The organism is Variovorax ureilyticus, assembly GCF_050632185.1.
Classification (GTDB): domain Bacteria; phylum Pseudomonadota; class Gammaproteobacteria; order Burkholderiales; family Burkholderiaceae_C; genus Variovorax; species Variovorax ureilyticus_A.
In genome coordinates this window covers 2,170,874-2,194,212 of record NZ_CP192579.1, presented here as the reverse complement: position 1 = coordinate 2,194,212, position 23,339 = coordinate 2,170,874, and the positions used below count along the sequence as shown (strand labels likewise).

22 protein-coding genes and 2 pseudogenes are annotated in these 23,339 nt (G+C 66.5%); 20 read left to right on the top strand and 4 right to left on the bottom strand.

All coding sequences use genetic code 11. The features are described 5' to 3' along the window. Positions 1 to 7 precede the first annotated feature (7 nt). Positions 8 to 2,148 (bottom strand): annotated as a pseudogene (gene mnmD, locus ACQ858_RS10850) (tRNA (5-methylaminomethyl-2-thiouridine)(34)-methyltransferase MnmD). A 137-nt stretch (positions 2,149 to 2,285) separates the two neighbouring features. On the opposite strand from mnmD, the gene ACQ858_RS10845 reads away from it, so the two are divergent. From ACQ858_RS10845 to ACQ858_RS10790, 12 genes and pseudogenes are all read left to right on the top strand, one after another. Next, entirely contained in the window at positions 2,286 to 3,311 is a 1,026-nt protein-coding gene (locus tag ACQ858_RS10845; RefSeq protein WP_431276628.1) for a sulfate ABC transporter substrate-binding protein, read from the top strand. Positions 3,312 to 3,498: 187 nt separating this feature from the next. After that, positions 3,499 to 4,527 carry a sulfonate ABC transporter substrate-binding protein gene (locus ACQ858_RS10840; RefSeq protein ID WP_431276627.1) on the top strand — a complete coding sequence of 343 codons (1,029 nt, stop codon included), beginning with the start codon at positions 3,499 to 3,501 and terminating at the stop codon, positions 4,525 to 4,527. Between the two features lie 22 nt (positions 4,528 to 4,549). Then, positions 4,550 to 5,722, top strand: a complete 1,173-nt coding sequence (gene ssuD, locus ACQ858_RS10835; protein ID WP_431276626.1) for an FMNH2-dependent alkanesulfonate monooxygenase — start codon at positions 4,550 to 4,552, stop codon at positions 5,720 to 5,722. 25 nt (positions 5,723 to 5,747) lie between these two features. Beyond that, positions 5,748 to 6,587: an aliphatic sulfonate ABC transporter permease SsuC gene (ssuC, locus tag ACQ858_RS10830; protein ID WP_431276625.1), complete on the top strand. Its 840-nt coding sequence runs from the start codon at positions 5,748 to 5,750 to the stop codon at positions 6,585 to 6,587. A gap of 13 nt (positions 6,588 to 6,600) precedes the next feature. Beyond that, positions 6,601 to 7,431, top strand: coding sequence for an ATP-binding cassette domain-containing protein (locus ACQ858_RS10825; RefSeq protein ID WP_431276624.1), 831 nt, complete (start codon positions 6,601 to 6,603; stop codon positions 7,429 to 7,431). A 46-nt stretch (positions 7,432 to 7,477) separates the two neighbouring features. Further along, positions 7,478 to 7,693 carry a TOBE domain-containing protein gene (locus ACQ858_RS10820; protein WP_431276623.1) on the top strand — a complete coding sequence of 72 codons (216 nt, stop codon included), beginning with the start codon at positions 7,478 to 7,480 and terminating at the stop codon, positions 7,691 to 7,693. A 7-nt stretch (positions 7,694 to 7,700) separates the two neighbouring features. Beyond that, positions 7,701 to 8,744 (top strand): methionine ABC transporter ATP-binding protein, encoded by a 1,044-nt coding sequence (locus tag ACQ858_RS10815; RefSeq protein ID WP_431276622.1) that lies wholly within the window; start codon positions 7,701 to 7,703, stop codon positions 8,742 to 8,744. Next, positions 8,737 to 9,402, top strand: coding sequence for a methionine ABC transporter permease (locus ACQ858_RS10810; RefSeq protein WP_431276621.1), 666 nt, complete (start codon positions 8,737 to 8,739; stop codon positions 9,400 to 9,402). The genes ACQ858_RS10815 and ACQ858_RS10810 overlap by 8 nt, the downstream gene beginning before the upstream one ends. A gap of 62 nt (positions 9,403 to 9,464) precedes the next feature. Further along, positions 9,465 to 10,271, top strand: coding sequence for a MetQ/NlpA family ABC transporter substrate-binding protein (locus ACQ858_RS10805; RefSeq protein ID WP_431276620.1), 807 nt, complete (start codon positions 9,465 to 9,467; stop codon positions 10,269 to 10,271). A gap of 237 nt (positions 10,272 to 10,508) precedes the next feature. Then, positions 10,509 to 11,948, top strand: a complete 1,440-nt coding sequence (locus ACQ858_RS10800) for an amino acid permease (protein ID WP_431276619.1) — start codon at positions 10,509 to 10,511, stop codon at positions 11,946 to 11,948. Between the two features lie 74 nt (positions 11,949 to 12,022). Then, positions 12,023 to 12,939, top strand: a pseudogene (epsC, locus tag ACQ858_RS10795) (serine O-acetyltransferase EpsC). Positions 12,940 to 12,993: 54 nt separating this feature from the next. Beyond that, on the top strand, positions 12,994 to 13,545 hold the full coding sequence (locus ACQ858_RS10790; protein ID WP_431276618.1) for an NADPH-dependent FMN reductase: 552 nt from the start codon (positions 12,994 to 12,996) through the stop codon (positions 13,543 to 13,545). A gap of 14 nt (positions 13,546 to 13,559) precedes the next feature. Here the strand turns inward: ACQ858_RS10790 and ACQ858_RS10785 are convergent, their stop codons facing one another. Together ACQ858_RS10785 and ACQ858_RS10780 are read right to left on the bottom strand one after the other, a co-directional pair. Next, positions 13,560 to 14,084, bottom strand: a complete 525-nt coding sequence (locus ACQ858_RS10785; protein WP_431276617.1) for a flavin reductase family protein — start codon at positions 14,082 to 14,084, stop codon at positions 13,560 to 13,562. A 1-nt stretch (position 14,085) separates the two neighbouring features. After that, positions 14,086 to 15,189, bottom strand: a complete 1,104-nt coding sequence (locus tag ACQ858_RS10780) for an LLM class flavin-dependent oxidoreductase (RefSeq protein ID WP_431276616.1) — start codon at positions 15,187 to 15,189, stop codon at positions 14,086 to 14,088. Between the two features lie 220 nt (positions 15,190 to 15,409). On the opposite strand from ACQ858_RS10780, the gene ACQ858_RS10775 reads away from it, so the two are divergent. Next, a complete protein-coding gene (locus tag ACQ858_RS10775) occupies positions 15,410 to 16,411 on the top strand; it encodes an AraC family transcriptional regulator (RefSeq protein ID WP_431276615.1) in 1,002 nt (333 codons plus the stop codon). A 61-nt stretch (positions 16,412 to 16,472) separates the two neighbouring features. Here the strand turns inward: ACQ858_RS10775 and ACQ858_RS10770 are convergent, their stop codons facing one another. Beyond that, on the bottom strand, positions 16,473 to 17,120 hold the full coding sequence (locus tag ACQ858_RS10770) for an FMN-dependent NADH-azoreductase (RefSeq protein WP_431276614.1): 648 nt from the start codon (positions 17,118 to 17,120) through the stop codon (positions 16,473 to 16,475). A 131-nt stretch (positions 17,121 to 17,251) separates the two neighbouring features. On the opposite strand from ACQ858_RS10770, the gene ACQ858_RS10765 reads away from it, so the two are divergent. From ACQ858_RS10765 to ACQ858_RS10735, 7 genes are all read left to right on the top strand, one after another. After that, on the top strand, positions 17,252 to 18,169 hold the full coding sequence (locus ACQ858_RS10765) for a LysR family transcriptional regulator (RefSeq protein WP_431276613.1): 918 nt from the start codon (positions 17,252 to 17,254) through the stop codon (positions 18,167 to 18,169). 111 nt (positions 18,170 to 18,280) lie between these two features. Beyond that, positions 18,281 to 18,868 (top strand): RBBP9/YdeN family alpha/beta hydrolase, encoded by a 588-nt coding sequence (locus ACQ858_RS10760; RefSeq protein ID WP_431276612.1) that lies wholly within the window; start codon positions 18,281 to 18,283, stop codon positions 18,866 to 18,868. Beyond that, the gene (locus ACQ858_RS10755) at positions 18,865 to 19,869 is read left to right on the top strand and encodes a sulfate ABC transporter substrate-binding protein (RefSeq protein WP_431276611.1); all 1,005 of its coding nucleotides are present in this window, start codon (positions 18,865 to 18,867) and stop codon (positions 19,867 to 19,869) included. The genes ACQ858_RS10760 and ACQ858_RS10755 overlap by 4 nt, the downstream gene beginning before the upstream one ends. Next, positions 19,870 to 20,763: a sulfate ABC transporter permease subunit CysT gene (gene cysT / locus ACQ858_RS10750; protein WP_431276610.1), complete on the top strand. Its 894-nt coding sequence runs from the start codon at positions 19,870 to 19,872 to the stop codon at positions 20,761 to 20,763. Further along, positions 20,760 to 21,659, top strand: coding sequence for a sulfate ABC transporter permease subunit CysW (gene cysW, locus ACQ858_RS10745; protein WP_431276609.1), 900 nt, complete (start codon positions 20,760 to 20,762; stop codon positions 21,657 to 21,659). Before cysT ends, cysW begins: the two co-directional genes overlap by 4 nt. A gap of 20 nt (positions 21,660 to 21,679) precedes the next feature. Beyond that, the gene (locus tag ACQ858_RS10740) at positions 21,680 to 22,774 is read left to right on the top strand and encodes a sulfate/molybdate ABC transporter ATP-binding protein (protein WP_431276608.1); all 1,095 of its coding nucleotides are present in this window, start codon (positions 21,680 to 21,682) and stop codon (positions 22,772 to 22,774) included. Continuing rightward, positions 22,771 to 23,271 (top strand): disulfide bond formation protein B, encoded by a 501-nt coding sequence (locus tag ACQ858_RS10735; RefSeq protein ID WP_431276607.1) that lies wholly within the window; start codon positions 22,771 to 22,773, stop codon positions 23,269 to 23,271. The genes ACQ858_RS10740 and ACQ858_RS10735 overlap by 4 nt, the downstream gene beginning before the upstream one ends. The last annotated feature ends 68 nt before the right edge of the window (positions 23,272 to 23,339 follow it).

Below are 23,339 nucleotides of genomic sequence, written 5' to 3'. Positions count from 1 at the left end.
TGCTCGATTACATGGTGCTCGCCCATACGCGCCGTGTGTCGAGCGCGCTTGCGAGCCTGGCCGGCAGCGGCAGTGGTTCACCATGCCAGCGTGCGGTCAGCAGCTCGGCGCAAAGCGCGGCGAAGGTCATGCCGCGCGAGCCGAGCGCAGTGCAGACCCAGACGCCGTCTTCGGTCTCCGGCCGCATCGGACCGACCAATGGACGGCGGTCGCCGGACGCGCAGCGCACGCCGGCCCACGCGTGCACCCGTCCGTTTGCGAAATCGGCCTGCAGTTGCGCAGCCGCGTCGGGATGAAGGCGGCGGAGTTTTTCGAGATTGACTGCGTTCTCATCGGGCCGCAGCGCGGGGTCATGGCTGTCGCGATCGAAGGTCGCCCCCGTGAGCCACAGTTCGCCGCTTTCGTCGGGCACATGCGCGATCAGGTGGCCGTCGCCATTGATCGGCAGGGCGGGAAGCCTCGAACCGTGCGGCGCCACGCCCCACGCGACCTGGCCGCGCACGGGCTGCAAGGGCAGGTCCGGCGCGAGCGCGAGGCTGTCGAAGCCCGCTGCGATGACGACCCGGTCGGCCTGCACGAGGGCCTCGCCGTTCGCGCCGCGCAGCGTCCACTGCGTCGCGCCTTTTTCATCCGAGGGTTCGACGCGCGTCACGCGGTGCCCCGTTTCGACACGGATGCCCGGTTGCGCAAGCCGGCCTGCACCAGCTGGACGGGGCGCACCCAGCCGGCCCGCGCATGCCGGATCGCGGCGGCATCGGCTGGCAAGCCGAGCGCGCGAAGCTCTTGCGCCGTCGCGAGCCACGATTCGTTGGGACCTTCGGCCGTCCAGTCGGCGGGCAGGCGCGCATCGCCGGGCGCTCGCCGTTCGACCACACCGGTCGCGCCCCAGTCCCGGCCTTCCGACAGGCATTGCTCGAGCTGAGGCCACACCGCGCCAATGCCGGCGCGCGTGAGTCGCGAGAGCAATGCATCGTCCGGCGACACATGCGGCGCGAGCACGCCCACCGGCAGACCCGAGGCGCCGGTGGCGGGCTGGTCGGATGCGTCCAGCACCGTGACCGTCCATCCGCGTCGGGCGAGGCTGGAGGCGACGGCGGCGCCGGCAAGGCCGGCGCCGACCACCGCGCAGTGGCCCGGCCTTGCGACCTCCTCGCGCGAGGGCGAACGGCGGCGCGGTTCCCATGCCGGCTCGTACACACCTTGCAGGCAGTCCCGCTTGGGCGGCAACCCGGGCACCTTCGCGACCTTGAACCCGTATTGCGCCAGCGCATCGCGCACCGGGCGTGCAATGGACCAGGTGGCGACCCCCGTGCCGCGACGCGCGAAGCGGGACACCGCCTTGAGCGTCTCGGCCGACCACATCTGCGGATTGCGCTGCGGACTGAAGCCGTCGAGATAGATGCTGTCCGCCTCGAAGCGCTGCGCGCGCAGCATCGGTTGGACGTCGCCGATGCACAGGGTCAAAAGCACCTGGCCCGCGTCCAGCCAGAGACGATGGAATCCCGGGAGCAGGCCGTGCCACTGCGTTGCCAGTTCCTCGGCCAGCGCCAACAGTTCCGGCGAATTGGCGGCGGCACGCAGCAAGTCCTCGCGCGAGACCGGATAGGCCTCGATCGAGACGAAATGCAGCAGCCGGCAGCGCTTCGGGTCCGCACGCCACGCCTGCCAGGTTGTCAGGAAATTGAGTCCGAAACCGAATCCGGTTTCGAGGATCCGCCATTGCGCTTGTCCGGCCCAGGCCGCGGGCAGGCCGCAGCCGCCCAGGAACACATGCCGGGCCTGCGCGGCGGCGCCGCTTTCGGAGTGGTAGATGTCATCGAACCGCGCGCTGCGCGGGATGCCGTCCGCGCGCCATTCGACCGGTTCGGCCATGCGCGCGCGTGGATCAGTTGGAAGGGGGACGTAACCCTGCGCCACGTCGGCACCGTCGCCGAAGAAGTGCTTTTCCATCTGGCGGGCCAGGTACTGGCGGGCGCGGGCGTCGGCAAGGTTCAGGCGGTTTTCGTTCACTAGCATGGTCTGCTGCTTGAGCCAGGCGGCCCAGGCCTCCTTGCTGACGTTCTCCCAGATACGTTTGCCGAGTTCGCCAGGGTAGGGCGGGAAGTCGAGACCTTCGGCCTCTTTGCCGAGCTTGATGCACTGGACCATGCGTGCCATTTGGATGCCTTTTGGGGGTGTCTTAGTTGATTTCGCTATTTAGAACTGACAACTCGGTCGTTCCGGTTTTCTTATGCCGTATTCAGAATACGTGGCATCTTCTTTATGCCATTTACGAGCACAAGACCATGAGCCTTCGCCGCGACTTTATCAAGCTTTCCCTCGGTGCCGCCGCCGCGGCGGGCATCGCCCTGACGGCGTTGCCGTCGTTCGCCCAGGGCGGCGTGACGTTGCTGAACGTGTCTTACGACCCGACGCGCGAACTCTACGTGGACTACAACCAGGCCTTCGCCAAGTACTGGAAGGCCAAGACCGGGCAGGACGTCACGATCAAGCAGTCGCACGGCGGTTCGGGCAAGCAGGCGCGCTCGATCATCGACGGCATCGACGCCGACGTCGCGACGCTGGCGCTCGCCGGTGACACCGATGCGCTCGTCACGCACGGCGGGCTGGTCAAGCCCGACTGGCAAAAGCGCCTGCCGCACAACTCGGCGCCGTACACCTCGACGATCGTCTTCCTCGTGAAGAAGGGAAATCCCAAGGGTCTGAAGGATTGGGACGACCTGGTGAAGCCCGGCGTGCAGGTGATCACCCCGAACCCGAAGACCTCCGGCGGCGCCCGCTGGAACTACCTTGCGGCCTGGGAATTTGCCAAGCGCAAGTATGGCGGCGACGACAAGGCCAAGGAATTCGTGGGCAAGCTCTACAAGAACGTGCCGGTGCTCGACACCGGGGCGCGCGGCTCGACCATCACTTTCGTTCAACGCGGTGTGGGCGATGTGCTGCTCGCCTGGGAGAACGAGGCCTTCCTCGCGCTGAAGGAATTCGGCTCGGACAAGTTCGAGATCGTCGTGCCGTCGATCAGCATCCTCGCGGAACCCACCGTGACGGTGGTCGACAAGGTGGTCGACAAGAAGGGCACGCGTGCCGTGGCCGAGGAGTACCTGAAGTACCTGTACTCGGACGAGGGCCAGGATATTGCCGGACGCAACTACTACCGCCCGACCTCGGAGAAGGCCAAGGCCAAGTACGCGACCCAGTTCCCGAAGCTGACGCTGTTCACGATCGACGAAGCCTTCGGTGGCTGGACCAAGGCGGATAAAGCGCACTTTGCGGATGGCGGCTCGTTCGACCAGATCTACACGAACAAGTAGCTCGCCAAGCGGCCAAGCGGCCAAGCGGCCAAGCGGCCGAGCGGCCGAGCGGCCGAGCGGGCGCGATGTAGCGTCTGACGTTCATCCGTCTTCGCGGCGCCCGATGCGGCGCCTCGCCGTCCAACCCTTCGTCCCGATTGGTGCCGCCGCGATGCGGTCAGGGGCGACCTACGCCTGAAAGAAGCCCATGCCTCCTTTGAATGTTCCGGGCGCATCGAACGTCCGTCGCCGCTTGCTGCAACTGCTCGTGGTCACGGCTTCGAGCTGGGGATTGGGCGGCCCGGTCGCGCTGGCGCAGCCGGGGACATCCTCGCCGTCGCCCGAGGCGCTCCAGCAGCTGCGAATCGGCTACCAGAAGTCCGCCGCCAACCTCGTGATCGTGAAGCAGTCGGGCTGGCTGGAGAAGCGCTTTCCGAACGCGAAGATCGCCTGGATCGAGTTTCCGGCGGGGCCGCAGTTGCTGGAGGCGCTGTCGGTCGGCAGCCTCGAGTTCGGTCTTACGGGCGATTCCCCGCCGGTATTCGCGCAGGCCGCCGGCAAGGATCTGGTCTACGTCGGCGCCGAGCCGCCCAAGCCCGACAGCTCCGCGGTGCTGGTGCTGAAGGATTCGCCGCTGAAGTCGCTGGCCGATCTCAAAGGCCGCAAGGTGGCCCTGCAGAAGGGGTCGAGCGCGCACTATCTGCTCGTGCGGGCGGTCGAGAAGGCGGGCCTGCAATGGAGCGACATCCAGCCCGTCTACCTCGCGCCGGCCGACGCGCGCGCCGCCTTCGAGCGCGGCAGCGTCGATGCGTGGGCGATCTGGGACCTGTTCTATGCCGCGACCGAGCTCGCGATCCAGCCGCGCGCGTTGGCCACCGGCCGCGGCCTGTCGGGCAACAACTCCTTCTATCTCGCATCGAAGCCGTTCGCGGAAAAGCATGCGGCGGTCATCGCGGCGCTGTTCGAGGAACTGACCCGTGCCGATCGCCTGGTGCAGCAGGACCGCGCCGCCGCGATCAAGCTGATCGCCGACTTCAGCAGCCTCGATGCGGGCATCGTGAGCCTGTTTCTTCAGCGCCGGCCGCCATCGCCCGTGGGGCCGATCCAGCCTGCGACGGTGGCCGACCAGCAGCGCGTCGCCGATGCCTTCCACAAGCTCGGGCTCATTCCCAAGCCTGTGGAGGTCGCACGGATCGTGTGGCGCCCCGACACGCGGCTCGCCGCCGCCAAACCCTGACGACGAAAGACTAGGCCTCGCCATGAACATCTTCTGGTTTCTCCCCACGCACGGCGACAGCCGCTATCTCGGGACCACCGAGGGCGCGCGTCCGGTCGATCTGGCCTACCTGCAGCAGATCGCGGGCGCGGCCGATCAACTGGGCTACGAAGGCGTGCTGATCCCGACCGGCCGCTCGTGCGAAGACCCGTGGGTCGTCGCGGCGAGCCTGATCGGCGCGACGAAGCGGCTCAAGTTCCTGGTCGCGGTGCGGCCCGGGCTGCATCAGCCGAGCCTTGCGGCACGCATGGCCGCGACCTTCGATCGGCTGTCCGGCGGCCGCGTGCTGGTGAATCTCGTGACGGGCGGCGATCAGGCCGAGCTCGAAGGCGACGGCGTTTCCCTGGCCCACGCCGAGCGCTACGAGCAATCGGCCGAGTTCATCCGCATCTGGCGCGAGATCATCGCGCGCAGCCACGAAGGCCAGAGCTTCGACTACGACGGCAAGCACCTGCGCGTGAAGGGCGCGAAGCTGCTGTTTCCGCCCACGCAGAAGCCGTATCCGCCGGTGTGGTTCGGCGGCTCGTCGGAAGCGGCGCACGAGCTCGCCGCCGAGCAGGTCGATGCCTACCTGACATGGGGCGAAACGCCCGCCGAGGTCGCGAAGAAGATCGCCGATGTTCGCCAGCGCGCAGAACGCAAGGGCCGCACGGTGAAGTTCGGCATCCGCCTGCACGTCATCGTGCGCGAGACCGAGGACGAAGCCCGGCGCGCGGCCGATTCGCTGATCAGCCGCGTGAGCGACGACACCGTGGTCCGCGCGCAAGCCGCCTTCGCGCGCATGGATTCCGAAGGACAGCGCCGCATGGCCGCGCTGCACGCGGGCGGTGCGAAGCGCAGCCGGGCCGATCTGGAGATCAGCCCGAACCTGTGGGCCGGCGTTGGCCTGGTGCGCGGCGGCGCCGGCACCGCGCTGGTGGGCGACCCGAAGACCGTCGCGGCCCGCATCGAGGAATACGCATCGCTGGGCATCGAAAGCTTCATCTTCTCGGGCTATCCGCACCTGGAGGAGTCCTACCGCTTTGCGGAACTCGTCTTCCCGCTGCTGCCGCGCAAGCAACGCCCCGGCGTGCCGCTGCAGCAGGCCCTGACAGGGCCTTTCGGCGAAGTGGTCGCGAATCTCGATGCGCCTTCTCGCCTGCTGTCGCAGAGCTGACCGGCGACCCGGACAAAGGACTCCCATGACAGAACAAGTGCAAACACAACCGCTGCCGGCGTCCGTGCCGTCGCTGAACGGCGCGAAGGCATTCGGCGTCTCGGTGGCGAAGCGGCTCGTCCCGTGGCTGGTGCCGGTGGGCCTGATCGTGGCCTGGCAGATCGCGTCCTCGCTCGGCTGGCTGTCGACCCGCGTGCTGCCGGCGCCGATCGACGTGGTGAAGGCCGCGTGGAATCTCTCCGTCTCGGGCGAGCTTTGGACCCATGTGAAGGTGAGCGCCGGACGCGCACTCGCCGGCCTCGCGATCGGCGGCGGGCTCGGGCTGGCTCTGGGCCTGCTCACCGGGTCCATCCGCTTCTTCGAGACGCTGCTGGATTCGAGCATCCAGATGGTGCGCAACATCCCGGCGCTGGCGCTGATCCCGCTGGTGATCCTCTGGTTCGGCATCGACGAGTCGGCCAAGCTGTTCCTGATCTCGGTGTCGGTGTTCTTTCCGATCTACCTGAACACCTTCCACGGCATCCGCAATGTCGATCCGCAGTTGATCGAGATGGGCCGCACCTACGGCCTCACGCGCTGGCAGCTCTACAGGGAGGTGATCCTGCCGGGCGCGACCTCGTCGATCCTCGTGGGCCTGCGCTTCTCGCTCGGGCTGATGTGGGTGATCCTGATCGTGGCCGAGACCATCTCCGCGCAGTCGGGCATCGGGTACCTGACGATGAACGCGCGCGAGTTCCTGCAGACCGACATCGTGCTCGTAGGCATCCTGCTCTACGCGCTGCTTGGCAAGCTGGCCGACCTGTTCGCCCGCGCGCTGGAGCGATGGTGGCTGCGCTGGCATCCGGGCTACCAAAACGCAAAGTGAGGAGGACAAGACCATGAGTGCCATTCCCCAGATTGCGCAGCACGAGGCCGAGGTGCCCGGTGGCGTGCGCCTCGAAGTCCGAGGCCTGTCCAAGCGCTACGGCGAGCGCGAGGTATTGCGCAATACCCAGCTGACGGTCGAGCCCGGCCAGTTCATCGCGATCGTGGGCCGCAGCGGCTGCGGCAAGAGCACCTTGCTGCGCCTCGTCGCCGGCCTCGAACAGGCGACCGAGGGTGCGCTCTATACCGACGGCAAGGCGGTCGACGGACTGCACGACGACACGCGGATCATGTTCCAGGAAGCGCGCCTGTTGCCGTGGCGGCGCGTGCTCGACAACGTCACGCTGGGCTTGCCGGCCGAGCACAGGGCGCGCGGCGCCGAGGTGCTCGCGCAGGTCGGTCTCGCCGAGCGCAAGGACGAGTGGCCCGCGCGCCTCTCGGGCGGCCAGCGCCAGCGGGTGGCGCTGGCGCGTGCGCTGGTGCATCACCCGCGCCTGCTGCTGCTCGACGAGCCGCTCGGCGCGCTCGATGCATTGACGCGCATCGAGATGCATCGGCTCATCGAGAGCCTCTGGCAGCGCCACCGATTCACGGCGCTGCTGGTCACGCATGACGTGCAGGAGGCGGTGGCGCTGGCCGACCGCGTGATCCTCATCGAGGACGGGCGCATCGCGCTCGACGAGAACATCGCGCTCGCACGGCCGCGTTCACAGGGCGATCCGGCCTTCGCCGCGATCGAGAAACGCATCCTCGATCGCGTGCTGCAGAAGCCCGATGAGGCAGAACCTGCCAATGACACGCGCTGGGCAGATGGCCCCGCACACGCTTTGCGCTGGGCAGTCTGACCGCGTCATCCAAACCCATTTCTTTCCCACCCACAAGGAGTTCCTCATGTCCATCCAGGCCATCAACGTCCGCAACCAGTTCAAGGGCAAGGTCCGCGAGATCATCCGCGGCGACGTCGTCTCCGAGATCGACGTCGAGACCGCGTGGGGCATCGTGACCTCGGTCATCACGACCCGTTCCGTCGACGAGCTTCAGCTCAAGGTCGGTTCCGATGTGGTCGCGCTGGTGAAGTCGACCGAAGTGTCGATCGCCAAGCTTTAAAATGGGAATGATCCAACTCTCTGATATTCACCAGATCTATAAGGGCCCGAGCGGGCCGGTCGAGGCCCTCAAGGGCATCGATCTGACGGTGGCGCCGGGCGAAGTGTTCGGCGTGATCGGGCGCAGCGGGGCGGGCAAGAGCTCGCTGGTGCGCACCATCAATCTTCTCAATCGTCCCGTGCGCGGCAGCGTGCGCGTGGACGGGCGCGAACTCACTGCGCTCGATGACGCCGAACTGCGTGCCGCGCGCCAGGGGATCGGCATGATCTTCCAGCACTTCAACCTGCTCGCTTCGCGCACCGTCTACGAGAACGTGGCGCTGCCGCTCGAACTCGCGGGCCTGCACCCATCGGACATCCGCGGCCGCGTCGAGCCGCTGCTCGAACTGGTGGGCCTGACCGGCTTGCGTGACCGCTACCCCGCGCAGATCAGCGGCGGACAGAAGCAGCGCGTGGGCATTGCGCGCGCGCTGGCCAACCGGCCAAAGGTGCTCCTGTCGGACGAGGCGACCTCGGCGCTCGATCCCGAGACCACGCGCTCCATCCTCGCGCTGCTGCAGCAGATCAACCGCGAGTTCGGTCTGACGGTCGTGCTCATCACGCACGAGATGCAGGTCATCAAGCAGCTCGCGCAACAGGTCGCGGTGATCGACCATGGCCGCATCGTGGAGCAGGGTGCCGTGCTCGATGTGTTCACCCGCCCGCAGCACGAGACGACACGCAGCCTGCTCGATGACATCGCACCGCAGGAACTTCCCGAAAGTGTGCTGGCGCGCATCCGCACCCTGATGCACGACGGCAGCAGCGAGGCGCCCCGGCTCTTGCGACTGGCCTTCGCGGGCGACGATGCCGCCGACCAGCCGCTGCTCTCGCAGGTGATTCGCCGCTTCGGCATCGATCTGTCGATCGTGCATGGGCAGGTCGACGAGATTCAGGGGCGGCCTTTCGGCTCGCTCGCGGTGCTGGCACGCGGCGCGGGCGAATCGGTGGCTTCGGCCGTCGCCTATCTGCGCGGCGCTGGTGTGGCGGTTCAGGAGGTGGCGCATGTTTGACGTCTTCACCGGCCCCATGCTGGAACTCTTCGCGACCTCGCTGTGGGAGACCATCGTGATGGTCGGCATCTCCGGGCTGATCGGCGCGGCGGTCGGCGTGCCGCTGGGCGTGTACCTGCATCTCACGGACACCGGCGGCGTGCTCGAGAACCTTCCGGCCAACCGCATCGTGGGCGCCATCGTGAATGCGGTGCGTTCCACGCCCTTCATCATCCTGCTGGTGGCGATCATCCCGCTCACGCGCCTGTTGACGGGCTCGTCGATCGGGACTGCGGCGGCCGTGGTGCCCTTGAGCATCGCCGCTGCGCCCTTCGTCGCGCGGCTGGTCGAGACGTCGCTGCGCGAAGTCGATCGCGGGCTCGTCGAGGCGGCGCAGGCCATGGGCGCGACCACGCGCCAGATCGTCTGGAAGGTGCTTCTGCCCGAAGCCCTGCCCGGCATCGTGGCGGGCGTGACGATCTCCTTCGTGAGCCTCACCGGCTACTCCGCGATGGCGGGCGCGATCGGCGGCGGCGGGCTCGGCGACCTGGGCATCCGCTATGGCTACCAGCGCTTCCTGCCCGAGGTGATGCTGGCCGTGGTGATCGTGCTCATCCTCTTCGTGCAGGCGCTGCAGAGCGGCGGCGACTGGCTGGTGCGCCGGCTCAGCCACAAGTGATTCGTTTTTTTCTCCGAGGACCCACCGGTCCTTCTTTCTCCCTCCCACAAGGAACACGTTTCATGTCTTCATCCAAACGCAAGCTTCTCCAGTCGATCGTGGCACTGGCGATCACGTCGGGCTTTGCAGCCGTGCCGACCTTCGCACAGGACAAGCCGATCAAGATCGGCGTCACGGGCGGCCCGCACGCGCAGATCTTCGAGCAGGTCAAGAAGGTTGCCGAGAAGGACGGCCTCAAGATCCAGATCGTCGAGTTCAGCGACTACGTGCAGCCGAACGCCGCACTGGCCGCCGGCGATCTCGACGGCAACAGCTACCAGCACAAGCCCTATCTCGACCAGCAGGTCAAGGATCGCAACTACAAGCTCGTGGACGTGGCCTACACGGTCAACTTCCCGATCGGCATCTATTCGAAAAAGGTCAAGAGCCTGAAGGATCTGAAGGACGGCGCGCGCGTCGGCATCCCGAACGACCCTACCAACGGCGGCCGCGTGCTGCTGGTGTTCCAGGACCAGGGCCTGATCAAGCTCAGGCCCGAGGCCGGTCTCAAGGCCACGCCGCTCGATGTGATCGAGAACCCCAAGAAGATCAAGTTCGTCGAAGTCGATGCCGCCCAGCTGCCGCGCTCGCTCGACGACCTGGATGCCGCGGGCATCAATACCAATTTCGCGCTGTCGGCCGGCCTCAATCCGGGCAAGGACGCGATCGCGAAGGAAGGCGCGAAGAGCCCCTACGTGAATATCCTGGTCGTGCGTGAGCAGGACAAGGACAAGCCGTGGGTCGCCAAGCTGGTGAAGGCCTATCACTCGGAAGAGGTGCGCAGCTATATCCAGAGCGAATTCAAGGGTTCGGTGCTGGCCGGCTGGTAAATCGCTCCCGCCAAAGAACTGAAAAGCCCCCCGACGCGCGATAGCGCTCGGCGGGCTTTGTTTCGTGATTGGGCAGTGTCCCCGAGGAGCATCCTGATTCCGGGGCCGCGATGCCGGGTTAACCTGTATAGACAAGTCTAATCAAGAAAGTGAAGCTCGCTTGCTACGAATCGAAAGGAAGCCTATGCGCACTGTCTGATCCGCACCGTGGTCCATCAAAAAGGGAGATACCAAAAAATGAGCAATACGCAAGTCAAGGAACTGAAGCAGGGCCTCAATCGCCGCCACATCCTCTTCATCGCGCTGGGGTCGGCGATCGGCACGGGGCTTTTCTATGGCTCGGCCAAGGCGATCCAGCTGGCCGGCCCGTCGGTCATCTTTGCCTACCTGCTGGCCGGGGCGGCGGTCTTCATCGTGATGCGGGCGCTGGGGGAGATGATCCTCCACAAGCCGCTGGCCGGTTCCTTCGGTGGCTATGCCAGCCACTACATGAGCCCGTTGGCTGGCTTCGTGACCGGTTGGACCTACATCATCGAGATGGTCCTGGTCTGCATCGCGGACGTGATCGCCTTCTCGATCTACATGGGGCTCTGGTTTCCCGACGTGCCGCCCTGGATCTGGTCGCTCGGCATCACGCTGATCATCGCAGGCCTCAATCTCTGCGCAGTGAAGATGTTCGGCGAGATGGAGTTCTGGCTGTCGCTGATCAAAGTGGTCGCGATCTGCTCGATGATCGCCGGCGGCGCCTGGATCATCTTCTTCGGCTACACCTCGACCGATTCCGACGGCAGCGCGGTGCGCAACGCTGCCTCGGGCATCGCCAACCTCTGGTCGCACGGCGGCTTGTTTCCGAATGGTCTGCTCGGGTTCGTGTCTGCCTTCGCGGTGGTGATGTTCGCCTTCGGCGGCATCGAGATCATCGGCCTGACCGCCGCCGAGGCGCAGCATCCCGAGAAGAGCCTCCCGCGCGCGATCAACAGCGTGCCGTCGCGGATCCTGATCTTCTACGTCGGCACGATGTTCGTGCTGATGTCGATCTATCCATGGAGCGAGATCACCGGCGCCAGCAGCCCGCTGGTGCAGATCTTCGGCAGCATCGGGATCTCCTCGGCGGCTCAGATCCTCAACGTGGTGGTGATCGCGGCCGCCGTCTCTGCGATCAACAGCGACCTGTTCGGGGCCGCCCGCATGATGTACGGCCTTGCCAAGCACAAGCATGCGCCCGAGGCGCTCGGCTCGGTGTCGAGGTCCGGCGTGCCCGTGGTTCCGGTCATCGTGATGCTCGCGGCCATGCTGGCGGGGGTGCTGCTGCACCGGATCTACCCCGAGGGCCTGTTTTTCGTCGTGGCCGCGATGGCGACCTTCGCGACGGTCTGGGTCTGGCTGATGATCCTGCTGTCACACTGGTGCATGCGCAGGAAGATGTCCCGCGAGGCGGCGCGGGCGCTGCGGTTTCCCGTGCCCTGGTGGCCGGTCGCGCCCGCGGCCGCGATCGGCTTCCTGGTCCTCACGATCGTGCTGCTCGGTGTCAACGAAGCGTCCAGGCCGGCCCTGTATGGTGGCGCGATCTGGATCATCGGCTTGTCCCTGGCCTACTGGAAGTTCGTGAAGGACCGCGAGATCCCGCTCACGACCCTCGCGGAAGTCGGCGGGAGCGAGCTGAGAAAGCAGTTCTGAGCGACAAGACCCGCGCGTCGTGGGGTCTTGGGCGATGGTGCATCGTCGATGCCTCCACGACTGGAGGAGTTTGCATGTCCTTATTCGATGTCGGCGCCGTTGTCAGTGCACTGCATGAGGCGCGCGATGAATGGCGCGATTCGCAGCAGCGATCGCGCGAGCCCGGCAGCCGGGAGTTCCCCTCGCGCGACGCCTTGGCGGGGATCGTGGAGTCGCTCAAGGGTGCGCTGTTCCCGATGCGGCTGGGCCCGCCCGAACTGCGCCGCGAAAGCGAGGACTTCTACGTGGGCTACACACTGGATGCGGCGCTGCAGTCGCTGTGGACGCAGGCGCGGCTCGAGCTGCTCTACACCTCGCGCCACCAACCGCGGCCGGCAGAGGAAATCGACGAACAGGCCACGGCGGCGGTGCGCGAATTCGCAGCCGCGCTGCCGGGCATCCGCCGCCTGCTCGACGGCGACGTGCTCGCCGCCTACCAGGGCGACCCCGCGGCGCGCAGCGTGGACGAAGTGCTGCTGTGCTACCCGGGCATCCTCGCGATGATCCATCACCGGCTCGCGCATCGCCTCTACCGGCTGCAATTGCCGCTGCTCGCGCGCATAGTGGCCGAGCTCGCGCATGGACAGACGGGCATCGACATCCACCCCGGTGCGCAGATCGACGCGGGTTTCTTCATCGATCACGGCACCGGCGTCGTGATCGGCGAGACCGCGGTCATCGGCAAGCGGGTGCGGATCTACCAGGCGGTGACCCTGGGCGCGAAGCGCTTCCCGATCGATGGCGAGGGCAACCTGCAGAAGGGCGGGGCGCGGCATCCGATCGTGGAGGACGACGTCGTGATCTATGCCGGCGCGACCATCCTCGGCCGCGTCACGCTGGGCCGCGGCGCGACCATCGGCGGCAACGTGTGGATTACCGACGACGTGCCCCCGGTGCCAGCGTGTCGCAGGCCAGCCTGCAGAACGCGCCGTTGCGCAAGACGGCGGCCTGAGTCGCACAATCCACACCTCACGACTTCCTTCAACCCGCCTCACAAGGAGTTCTCATGGCCCAGAAAAAGATTGCCGTCGTCATCGGCAGCCTGCGCAAGGATTCGCTGAATCGCAAGCTTGCGCTGGCGATTGCGCATCTCGCTCCGTCGGACTTCACCTTCGAGCACGTGCGCATCGATGACCTGCCGCTCTACGACCAGGACCAGGACGGCAACCAGGCGCCCGCGGTCAAGCGGCTCAAGACGGAGATCGCGGCCGCCGATGGCGTGCTGTTCGTGACGCCCGAATACAACCGCGCCATTCCGGGCGTGCTCAAGAACGCGATCGACAACGCGTCGCGGCCCTACGGGCAAAGCGCCTGGGCGGGCAAGCCGGCCGGCGTGGTCGGCATCTCCGTCGGCCAGATCGGCACGGCCGTCGCCCAGCAGCAGTTGCGTGCGGTGCTGGCTTATCTCGACATGCCGACGCTCGGCCAGCCGGAAGTCTTCCTGCAGAACAAGGAAGGGCTCTTCGACGACAAGGGCCATGTGGCCGAGGGCAGCAGGCAGTTCCTGCAGGGGTGGGTCGACAAGTACGTCGCCTGGATCAAGGATCACACGAAGTAGGCTGCGCCCGCCGTTCAGGCGCCGACGGGATCCTGGCAGGCTGCGCGGGCCATGAGGGGCGTGTAGCCCGTTTCCCAATAGACGAGGGCGCCGTCGTCGGGCGCCGCGGTTCGCAGGGCGCGCACGCGCCCCAGGACGACCGCATGGCCGTGGCGCTCGAAGACCTCTTCGATCTCGCAGGCGAATGCGGCGGTCGCGCCTTCGAGCAGCCAGGCGTCCTCGACCTGCTGCCATCGCGAGCATTCGTAGCGCGCTTCGGCGTGAATGCCGTCGCGACCCGAGAACCGTTCCGCGACGAACTGCTGGCGTTCGCCGAGCACGTTGATCCCGAATCGGCCGCCGGCCTGCATCAGCGGCCAGGATGACGACGCCGTGTTGACGGACACCATCAGCACCGCCGGGGCGACCGAGAGCGAGACGACCGACGTTGCGGTGAAGCCGGAGCGCTTGCCCTCGGCGCAGACCGTGACGACGCTGACGCCGCCGGCCAGTCGGCGCATCGCCCGGCGGAAATCCTGGCTATCGACAGAGACGGCCATGTCAGGCCTCCCGCAGTCCGTGGGCGCGAAGGATCGGAAGGACCGTGTCGCGGAAGTAGGGGAACTCCTCGACATAGTCCACGAAGGACAGCGTGGTCCCGCTGAAACCGGCTTCGGCGAGGCTGATGATCCCCTTGGCCACCTGTTCGGGCGTACCGACCAGCGGGAAGCCGCCATGGCCCGCGGCCATGCGGTCGCGGATCAGCGCGAGCAGGTCGTGCGGGAAGGACTGCGCATGTGCGAACTGCAGGTTGACGAGGTTGTCGACCGCCGCCCAGTCGGCGTTCTCCTGGCCGAAGTGCGCCAGATAGGACCGCGCCTCCGCCTCGGTGGGACGGCAGACCACGTGCGAGAAGGTCAGCACGCCGACGTCGCGCCCCTTGGCCTGCGCCGATTGCCTGAGCTGCGCCACTTCCTCCTTCGAGCGCTCGAGGTCGATCGCCGGCGTGAAGAGGAAGTTGGCATTGCGTGTCGCGAATTCGCGCCCGAGGCCGGAGCCCGCGGCGTTCAGGATCGGCGGCATGGCGCCGTACGGCTTTGGCTCGCTGTGGATGCCCTTCAGGCGGAAATGCTCGCCGTCCCAGTCGAAGGTGCCCGGGTCCTGCCAGAGCTTCCGCACGACCTGGTACCACTCCTCGGCGTAGGCGTAGCGGGTTTCGTGGTCGGGCGCGAGGCGCAGTCCGAGCGCCTCGTATTCCGGGTTGTTCCAGCCGGCCACGATGTTGAGCCCGGCCCGGCCCCGGCCGAGCTGGTCGATGGTGGCGATCTGCTTGGCGACGACGGCCGGGTGGTTCGCGGCCGTGTGCACCGTGGCGAAGACCGTGAGCTGCTGCGTCCGGGCGACCAGGCCGGTGGCCCAGGTTACCGTCTCGAGCACGTTGCCGTGGAAGTTGGTCTCGCCGCCGTAGCCGATCCAGCGGGCGATGGGGAGCATGAAGTCGATGCCTGCGTCGTCGAGCAAGCGGGCGAGTTTCAGGTTGTTCTCCCAGGAGTTCTGCCAGCGTTCCGGCACCTTGGTGACGGACATGCCGCTGGAGCAGTTGGAGGCGAAAGTGCCGAGGAGGAAATGCTTGCGTTGCAGCAGGGGAGTGGGCTGGGTTGGCATGGGGTGTGCATAGGTGAACTTCGACGGGGTTCACGATAGGGACGCGTCGCCGGGGCCCTGTCCCGGGCGCGCAAGCGCTGTCCCGTGAGTGCAAGTCTTTGTGTCGTCCCGGGCCGAGGCGCGGGAAGGCCCAGGGTTATCCCCGAAGTTCCACCCCGGCGGGACCGCTCACCATCGGGGCCGCCGTAGCGTTTCAACACCAGACTGCCCGGGAGAGCGCGTGATACCAACCCCAGTAGCCCCGAGCCCCTCGGCTCGCGCCGGCCACTTCCAGACATCGGATCTCGAGGAAGCGCGCAGCCGCGTCACGCAGGTCTTCTGTGATCACAAGTTGTCCGTGGTCGGCGGCCGCCAGCGCGTTAGGGCTTCGATGCACTACCGCGCCATCGGAGCCCTCGGGCTGGGGCGCATGAGTTATGGCGCCACGGTCGCGATCGATCCGGGGCAGTTGCAGAGCTTCTATCTGATCCAGATCCTTCTCAAGGGGCGCGAAGGCGTCCGGACGGCCGGAGAGACGGTGCAGTCGACGACGCAAGTGGCCTCGGTGGTCAGCCCCAGCGAGGCGATGACGATGCTTCACTACGACGGCTGCGACAAGCTCTTCGTGCGGCTGGAACGCGAGGCGCTCGAGAAACAATGCGCCGGCCATGTCGGCCGGCCTCTGCGAGATCCGCTCGTCTTCACACCGGGCATGGCGCTCGATCAGCCGCGCGCCGCCGCGTGGGTGCGCTGGGTTCGATGGTTGTTCGAGGAACTCGGCGACGATCTTTCGAAGAATTCGCCCTGGGTCGATTCCCCGATCCTGGCGTCGCAGATCGAGCAGGCGGGCATCGCGGCGCTTCTGCAATGCCAGCCGCATTCGTACCGCGAAGCGCTGGGGCCCTCCAGGCTCGGCATTTCCCCGGGCTTCGTGCGACGCGCGGAAGCCTTCATCGACGAGCACGCGCACGAGCCGATTTCGATTGCGGACCTGGCCGCCCACGTCGGCGTCAGCACGCGCGCGCTGTTTCTCGGGTTCCGCAAATACCGGAGCACCACGCCGATGCGCCACTTGATGGAGGTGCGCATGGCGCGGGTCCACGACGAATTGTCCGAGGGGCGGCTGCCCGGCGAAACCGTGCGGGATGTCGCATTGCGCTGGGGTTTTTCGCACCTGGGGCACTTCAGTGCCCGCTATCGACAGACCTATGGCGAGTTGCCCTCCCAAACACTGAACCGCTGAGACCTCGTGGTGTCAGCGGTTCTGGTGCCCCTTTGGCCGGGGGAGAGCGAGGCGTCGCGGATCAGGCGGCCAGCGTCGCCTGGTCCTGATTGGCCGCCGGGCCGGTCGCGGCAACGACGTCGGCGCGAGCGGCTGCGAGTGCGGCCGCCTTGGCGGCATCGCCCATGCCCACACCTTCGGCGCGCACGAAGCGCACGTCGGTGATGCCGAAGAAGCCGAAGACCACCTTGAGGTAGCTTTCCTGGTGCTCCATGGCTTGGCCGCCTTCGCTGGTCGAGTAGATGCCGCCGCGGCTCGACGCGACGATCACCGTCTTGCCGCCGGCGAGGCCGACCGGGCCCTTGTCGGTGTACTTGAAGGTACGGCCCGCTTGAGCCGGGCGGTCGATCCAGGCCTTGAGCTGAGTCGGCACGGTGAAGTTGTAGAGCGGAGCGCCCACGACGATCACGTCGGAAGCGAGGAACTGGCTGACCAGACGCTCGGAGACTTCGTTTTCACGGCGCTGTGCCTCGGTCGGCTCGGCTTGCACGCCGACCTTGATGCCGAGTGCGTCCGCGCTGAAGTGGTTGGGGGTGTCCACCGCAAGGTCAAGGTACTCGACCGTGGTGTTGGGATGGTTTTTGCGCCATTCGGCCACGATCTCGGCCGTGAGTTGGCGCGAGACGGAGTTGGTGCCCAGGACGCTGGAGTCGACGTGCAACAGTTTCATGATCGATGGTCTTTCTTGAACAAGGTCGGCACGGAAATCGGCCGGCATGGAGAGAATTCTATTTTTGTGGCGATTCTTTGATAAGTCGGCAAAAATGGCTTAATTCGTTCCACCAATAGGACAATCGACGGATGCAAGACCTGAACGACATGGTGTTCTTCGCCGAAGTCGCCGAGCGCGGCGGATTCGCCGCCGCGAGCCGCGCACTCGGCATTCCGAAGTCACGGCTGTCGCGTCGCGTCGCGGACCTGGAGTCGCAACTGGGCGTGCAACTGATGCAGCGCAGCACCCGGCGCCTGTCCCTGACGTCGGCCGGCGAGATCTTCCTGAAGCACTGCGCGGCGGTGCGCGATGCGGCGCAGGCGGCTTCCGAGGCGGTGGCCCAAGTGCAGACGGAGCCGCGCGGCACGGTGCGCCTGAGTTGCCCGGTCACGCTGGCGCAGAGCAACGTCGGGCCGCTGCTGCCGCGCTTCATGGAGCGCTTTCCGGCGGTACGCATCGAGATGCGGGTGCAGAACCGGCCGGTCGATCCGATCGAGGAGGGCGTCGATCTCGCCCTGCGCGTGCGGCCCGAGATCGAGGACAGCGCGACGCTGGTCGCGAAGACCTTCGGCATGAGCCGCGGCATCCTTGTCGCGAGCGCCGATCTGCTGCGGCGGCAGGGGCCGGTGCGGACGCCGGCGGATCTGGGGAAGCTCGACACCGTCACGATGTCCACCGGCGACGGCCGGGCCGACTGGCGGCTGGAGGGCCCAGGCGGCAAGGTGGCGGTCCACACCCATGTGCCGCGCTACGTGGCGGACGACCTGCTCACGCTGAAGTTCGCGGTGGTGCAGGGCGCCGGTGCCTCGGTGCTGCCCGACTACATGTGCCGCGCGGAACTCAAGGCCGGCAGGCTGGTGGAGGTGCTGCCGGGCTGGGGGCCGGCGCCGGGCATCATCCACGCGATGTTCCCGGCGCGGCGGGCACTGGTGCCGGCGGTGCGGCAACTCATCGATTTCCTGGTCGAGAACCTCGGTCGCGAAGAACCATACGACTACATCATCTGAGCTCTTATTCGAAAAACGTCATAACCAAACAAGTAGATATTCGTTTGTCTTCGAAGGAAGGCTTCGGAGAATCACCGGTTCCCAATCCACCGAGAGCAAGCAAGAGGAACCATGGCCCATGAGCCGAAGCCGACCATCGTCATCGTGCCGGGCTGGCGCGATTCCGGTCCGGGCCACTGGCAGAGCCTGTGGGCCGAGCGGATGCAGGGCGCGGTCCGCGTCACGCAGGACGACTGGCTCACGCCGCGCCGCGAGGCCTGGGTGGCTTCGCTTGAAAAGCTCGTGCTCGAAAGTCCGCGGCCGGTGGTCATCGTCGCGCACAGCCTCGGCTGCATCGCGACCGTGCATCTTCCCGAAGCAGCCGCGGCACGGATCAGCGGCGCGCTGCTGGTCGCGCCCGCCGACCCCGAACGCCGCGCGGTGCTTTCCGATTTCGCGCCGGCCCCTTACGCGAAGCTGCCTTATCGCAGCATCGTGGTGGCGAGCAGCAACGACCCCTACTGCCCGGTGCGCCTGGCCGGCGCGTATGCCCGCGCGTGGGGGAGCGAATTCGTCCGGATGCAGAATGCCGGGCACATCAACATCGAATCCGGGCACGGCGACTGGCCGCTGGGCCTTGCGCTGCTGCAATCGTTGACGGACGAGCCGTTCCCTCTGCTGAACGGCCGCAAGAATCTCGAACCCCTGGCAACCCTATGACTTCAAGAATCAAGACACTCCTCGGCGCGTTCGCGCTGGCCGCCGCCGGTATCGCGTCCGCGCAGCCAAGCACCCTGCTCAACGTGTCGTACGACGTGGCGCGCGAGTTCTACAAGGACTACAACGCCGCCTTCGTGGCGCACTACAAGAAGACCACCGGCAAGGACGTCAAGATCGACCAGTCGCATGCCGGTTCTAGCGCGCAGGCGCGCGCCGTGGCCGATGGCCTCGACGCCGACGTGGTCACGATGAACACCAGCACCGACGTCGATTTCCTCGCCAACGCCGGCGTGGTCGCCAAGGACTGGCCCAAGCGCTTTCCGTACAACGCTTCGCCCACCACGTCGACCATGCTGTTCCTCACGCGCAACGGCAATCCGAAGGGCATCAAGGACTGGGACGACCTGATCAAGCCCGGCGTGCAGGTGGTGATCGTCAACCCGAAGACCGGCGGCAACGGCCGCTACGCCTACCTCGCGGCATGGGGCTACGTGAAGAAGAAGGGCGGCACCGACGCCCAGGCGGCCGAGTTCGTCGGCAAGCTGTTCAAGAACGTGCCGGTGCTCGCGCGCGGTGGCCGCGATGCGACGACTGCGTTCCTGCAACGCAATATCGGCGATGTGCTGATCACCTTCGAATCCGAAGTGGTCTCGATCGATCGCGAGTTCGGCGCGGGCAAGGTCGACGCGGTGTATCCGTCGATCAGCATCCTGGCCGAGAACCCGGTGGCCATCGTCGAGCGCACAGTCAACAAGCGCGGTTCGGGCGAACTCGCGAAGGCGTACCTCGACTATCTCTACTCCGACGAGGCGCAGGAAATCGCAGCCAAGCATGCGCTGCGCCCGCGCTCGGAAGCCGTGCTCAAGAAGAACGCCGCGACCTTCAAGCCGCTGCAGCTCTTCACGGTGCAGGAGCTGTTCGGCAGCCTGGGTGAAGCGCAGAAGGTGCACTTCAACGACGGCGGGCAGTTCGACAAGATCTATACGCCTGGCGCTAAATAAATGAGTGGCGCGGTTTCCTCGGCGCTGCCGTCTTCGGCGGCGCCCCTCGCGCGCTCAGGTGGCACGGGCGTGTCGCGGCGCGTGCTGCCGGGCTTCCACCTGACGCTCGGCTATTCGCTGCTGTACCTCGGTCTGATCGTGCTGATCCCGCTCTCGGCGCTGGTCTTCAGGACCTTCGCCTTGACCTGGGACCAGTTCTGGGCGGCTGTGACGGGGCCGCGTGTGATGGCCTCGTATCGACTGACCTTCGGCGCCTCATTCGTCGCAGCGCTGGTCAATCTCGTGTTCGGACTGCTGGTGGCATGGGTGCTGGTGCGCTACAAGTTTCCGGGCAAGCGGATCGTCGATGCGCTGGTCGACCTGCCTTTTGCGCTGCCTACCGCGGTGGCTGGCATATCGCTGACCGCGCTGCTCGCCGGCAACGGCTGGATCGGGCAGTACCTCGAACCGCTGGGCATCAAGCTCGCGTTTACGCCGGCGGGCGTGGTGATCGCGCTGATCTTCATCGGCCTGCCTTTCGTCGTGCGGACGGTGCAGCCGGTGCTCGAGGACACCGAAAAAGAACTCGAAGAAGCCGCCACCAGCCTGGGTGCGACGCGCCTGCAGACCTTCACGAAGGTGATCCTGCCGTCGATCATGCCGGCGCTGCTCACCGGCTTCGCGATGGCTTTCGCCCGCGCGATCGGCGAATACGGATCGGTGATCTTCATCGCCGGCAACATGCCGATGATTTCCGAGATCACGCCGCTCATCATCATCGGCAAGCTCGAGCAGTACGACTTCGCCGGCGCCACGGCAGTGGCACTGGTCATGCTCGTGATCTCGTTCGTGATGCTGCTGGTCATCAATGGCCTGCAGGCATGGCAGCGCCGCCGTTCGGGAGGACCGGCATGAGCGGGGCCGCCAAGACCGTGCGCCGCGCGCAGGCCGGCACGACCGAATCGGCAGGGGTGCGCTGGACGCTGACCGCCATCGCGCTGCTTTTCATGCTGCTGTTCCTGGTGCTGCCGCTCGCAGCGGTCGCGACCGAGGCGCTGCGCAAGGGCCTCGGCGCCTATTTCGAGGCGCTGCAGGAGCCCGATGCATGGAGCGCGATCCGCCTGACCCTGCTCACCGCGGCGATCGCGGTGCCGCTGAACCTCGTCTTCGGCATTTGCGCCGCATGGGCGATCGCCAAGTTCGAGTTCCGCGGCAAGGCACTGCTGACGACGCTGGTCGATCTGCCGTTCGCGGTCTCGCCGGTGGTTGCGGGCCTGATCTACGTGCTGGTGTTCGGTGCCCAGGGCTGGTTCGGACCGTGGCTCTCCGAGCACAACATCAAGATCATCTTCGCGGTGCCGGGCATCGTGCTCGCGACGGTGTTCGTGACCTTCCCGTTCATCGCGCGCGAGCTGATCCCGCTGATGCAGGCGCAGGGCACCGACGAAGAGCAGGCCGCGATCGTGCTCGGCGCGACCGGCTGGCAAACGTTCTGGCGCGTGACGCTGCCCAACATCAAGTGGGGCCTCATCTACGGCGTCATCCTGTGCAATGCGCGGGCGATGGGCGAGTTCGGCGCGGTATCGGTGGTCTCGGGCCACATCCGCGGCCAGACCAACACCATGCCGCTGCACGTCGAGGTGCTCTACAACGAATACCAGTCGGTTGCGGCCTTCGCGGTCGCCTCGCTGCTGGCCATCCTGGCGCTGGTCACGCTGGTGATCAAGTCCTTCGTCGAGTGGCGTCACGAGCGCGAAATGAAGGCGATCGCCGATCTGCCGCCCGAGCGGCCCACGCCGGCGACGCCTTGAGAGCCTGAAAGAGAGAAATCATGAGTATCGAAATCCGCAACGTCAGCAAGCGCTTCGGCGACTTCCACGCGTTGCGCGACGTGAGCCTCGATGTGTCGTCGGGCGAACTGATCGCGCTGCTCGGCCCCTCGGGCTGCGGCAAGACGACGCTGCTGCGCATCATCGCCGGGCTCGAAACGGCGGACGCCGGAAGCATCCTGTTCTCGGGCGAGGACACCACGGACGTGCATGTGCGCGAGCGCCAGGTCGGTTTCGTGTTCCAGCACTATGCGCTGTTCAGGCACATGTCGGTGTTCGAGAACGTGGCCTTCGGCCTGCGTGTCAAGCCGCGCAGCCTCCGGCCCAGCGAGGCGCAGATCAAGGCAAAGGTGACCGAACTGCTGAAGCTGGTGCAACTCGACTGGCTCGCGGACCGCTATCCCTCGCAGCTTTCGGGCGGCCAGCGCCAGCGCATCGCGCTCGCCCGTGCGCTCGCGGTGGAACCGAAGGTACTGCTGCTCGACGAGCCCTTCGGCGCGCTCGACGCCAAGGTGCGCAAGGAACTCCGCCGGTGGCTCCGCCGCCTGCATGACGAGCTCCACGTCACCAGCATCTTCGTCACGCACGACCAGGAGGAGGCGCTCGAAGTCGCCGATCGCGTGGTGCTGATGAACGGCGGCAAGGTCGAGCAGACGGGCTCCCCGCAGGATGTGTGGGACCACCCGGCCAGTCCGTTCGTCTACGGCTTCCTCGGTGATGTGAACCTGTTCCATGGTCGGGCCCATGAGGGCGAAGTGCATGTCGAGGGCTTTCGCATCGATTCGCCTGAGCACCGGGACCTGCGCGACGGCAAGGCGCTGGCCTATGTCCGGCCGCACGATCTCGACGTCGCGCCGTACAGGCAAGGTGCCTCGGGCATTGTGTCGACTTTGTCACGGGCGATCGTGGTCGGCCCCATCGCGCGCCTGGAACTCGAACCGGTCGAACCGAATCCCGATAATCCGGGCTCCGGAACCATCATCGAGGCGCAACTCCCTGCGCAACAGTTCCGGGAACTGGGTCTTCGCGAGGGCGACAAGGTCGTCGCCACGCCGCGCAAGGCCCGGGTGTTCGTAGAGGACTGGGTATCACCTTGATCGATTGGTATTTCGGCGCGCCGCGGCGCGCTCTTGCGTTGATTTGTGCCGCATGCATCGCCATGCTGGCGTTCGGCATGTATCTGCAGCATGTGGTGGGCCTCGAGCCCTGCCCGATGTGCATCGTGCAGCGCTACGCGCTCGTGCTCGTTGCCCTGTTCGCGGGACTGGCGGCCATGAGTCGTCGCAGGGGCTTGCAGGTTGCGGGCTCGCTGCTCGGCCTGATCGTGGCCGTCGGCGGCGCCTACACCGCCGCACGCCAGAGCTGGCTGCAGTGGTATCCGCCGGAAGTCGTTTCCTGCGGGCGCGACATCTACGGAATGATCGAGATGTTCCCGCTCCAGCGGGCGGTCCCGATGATCTTCCGCGGGGCGGGGGACTGCACCAAGATCGACTGGACATTCCTCGGCCTGTCGATCGCCAACTGGTCGTTCATCGCCTTCAGCGTTTTCGCGGTGCTGCTGCTGGTTCTGATGTTCCGTCGCGGAACCCGCTGATTTCGGCGCTCCGATTTCGGTCGTAAGACAAGAGTTTTCGTCGGAGCATTCCGATGTTCCCTCGCGTT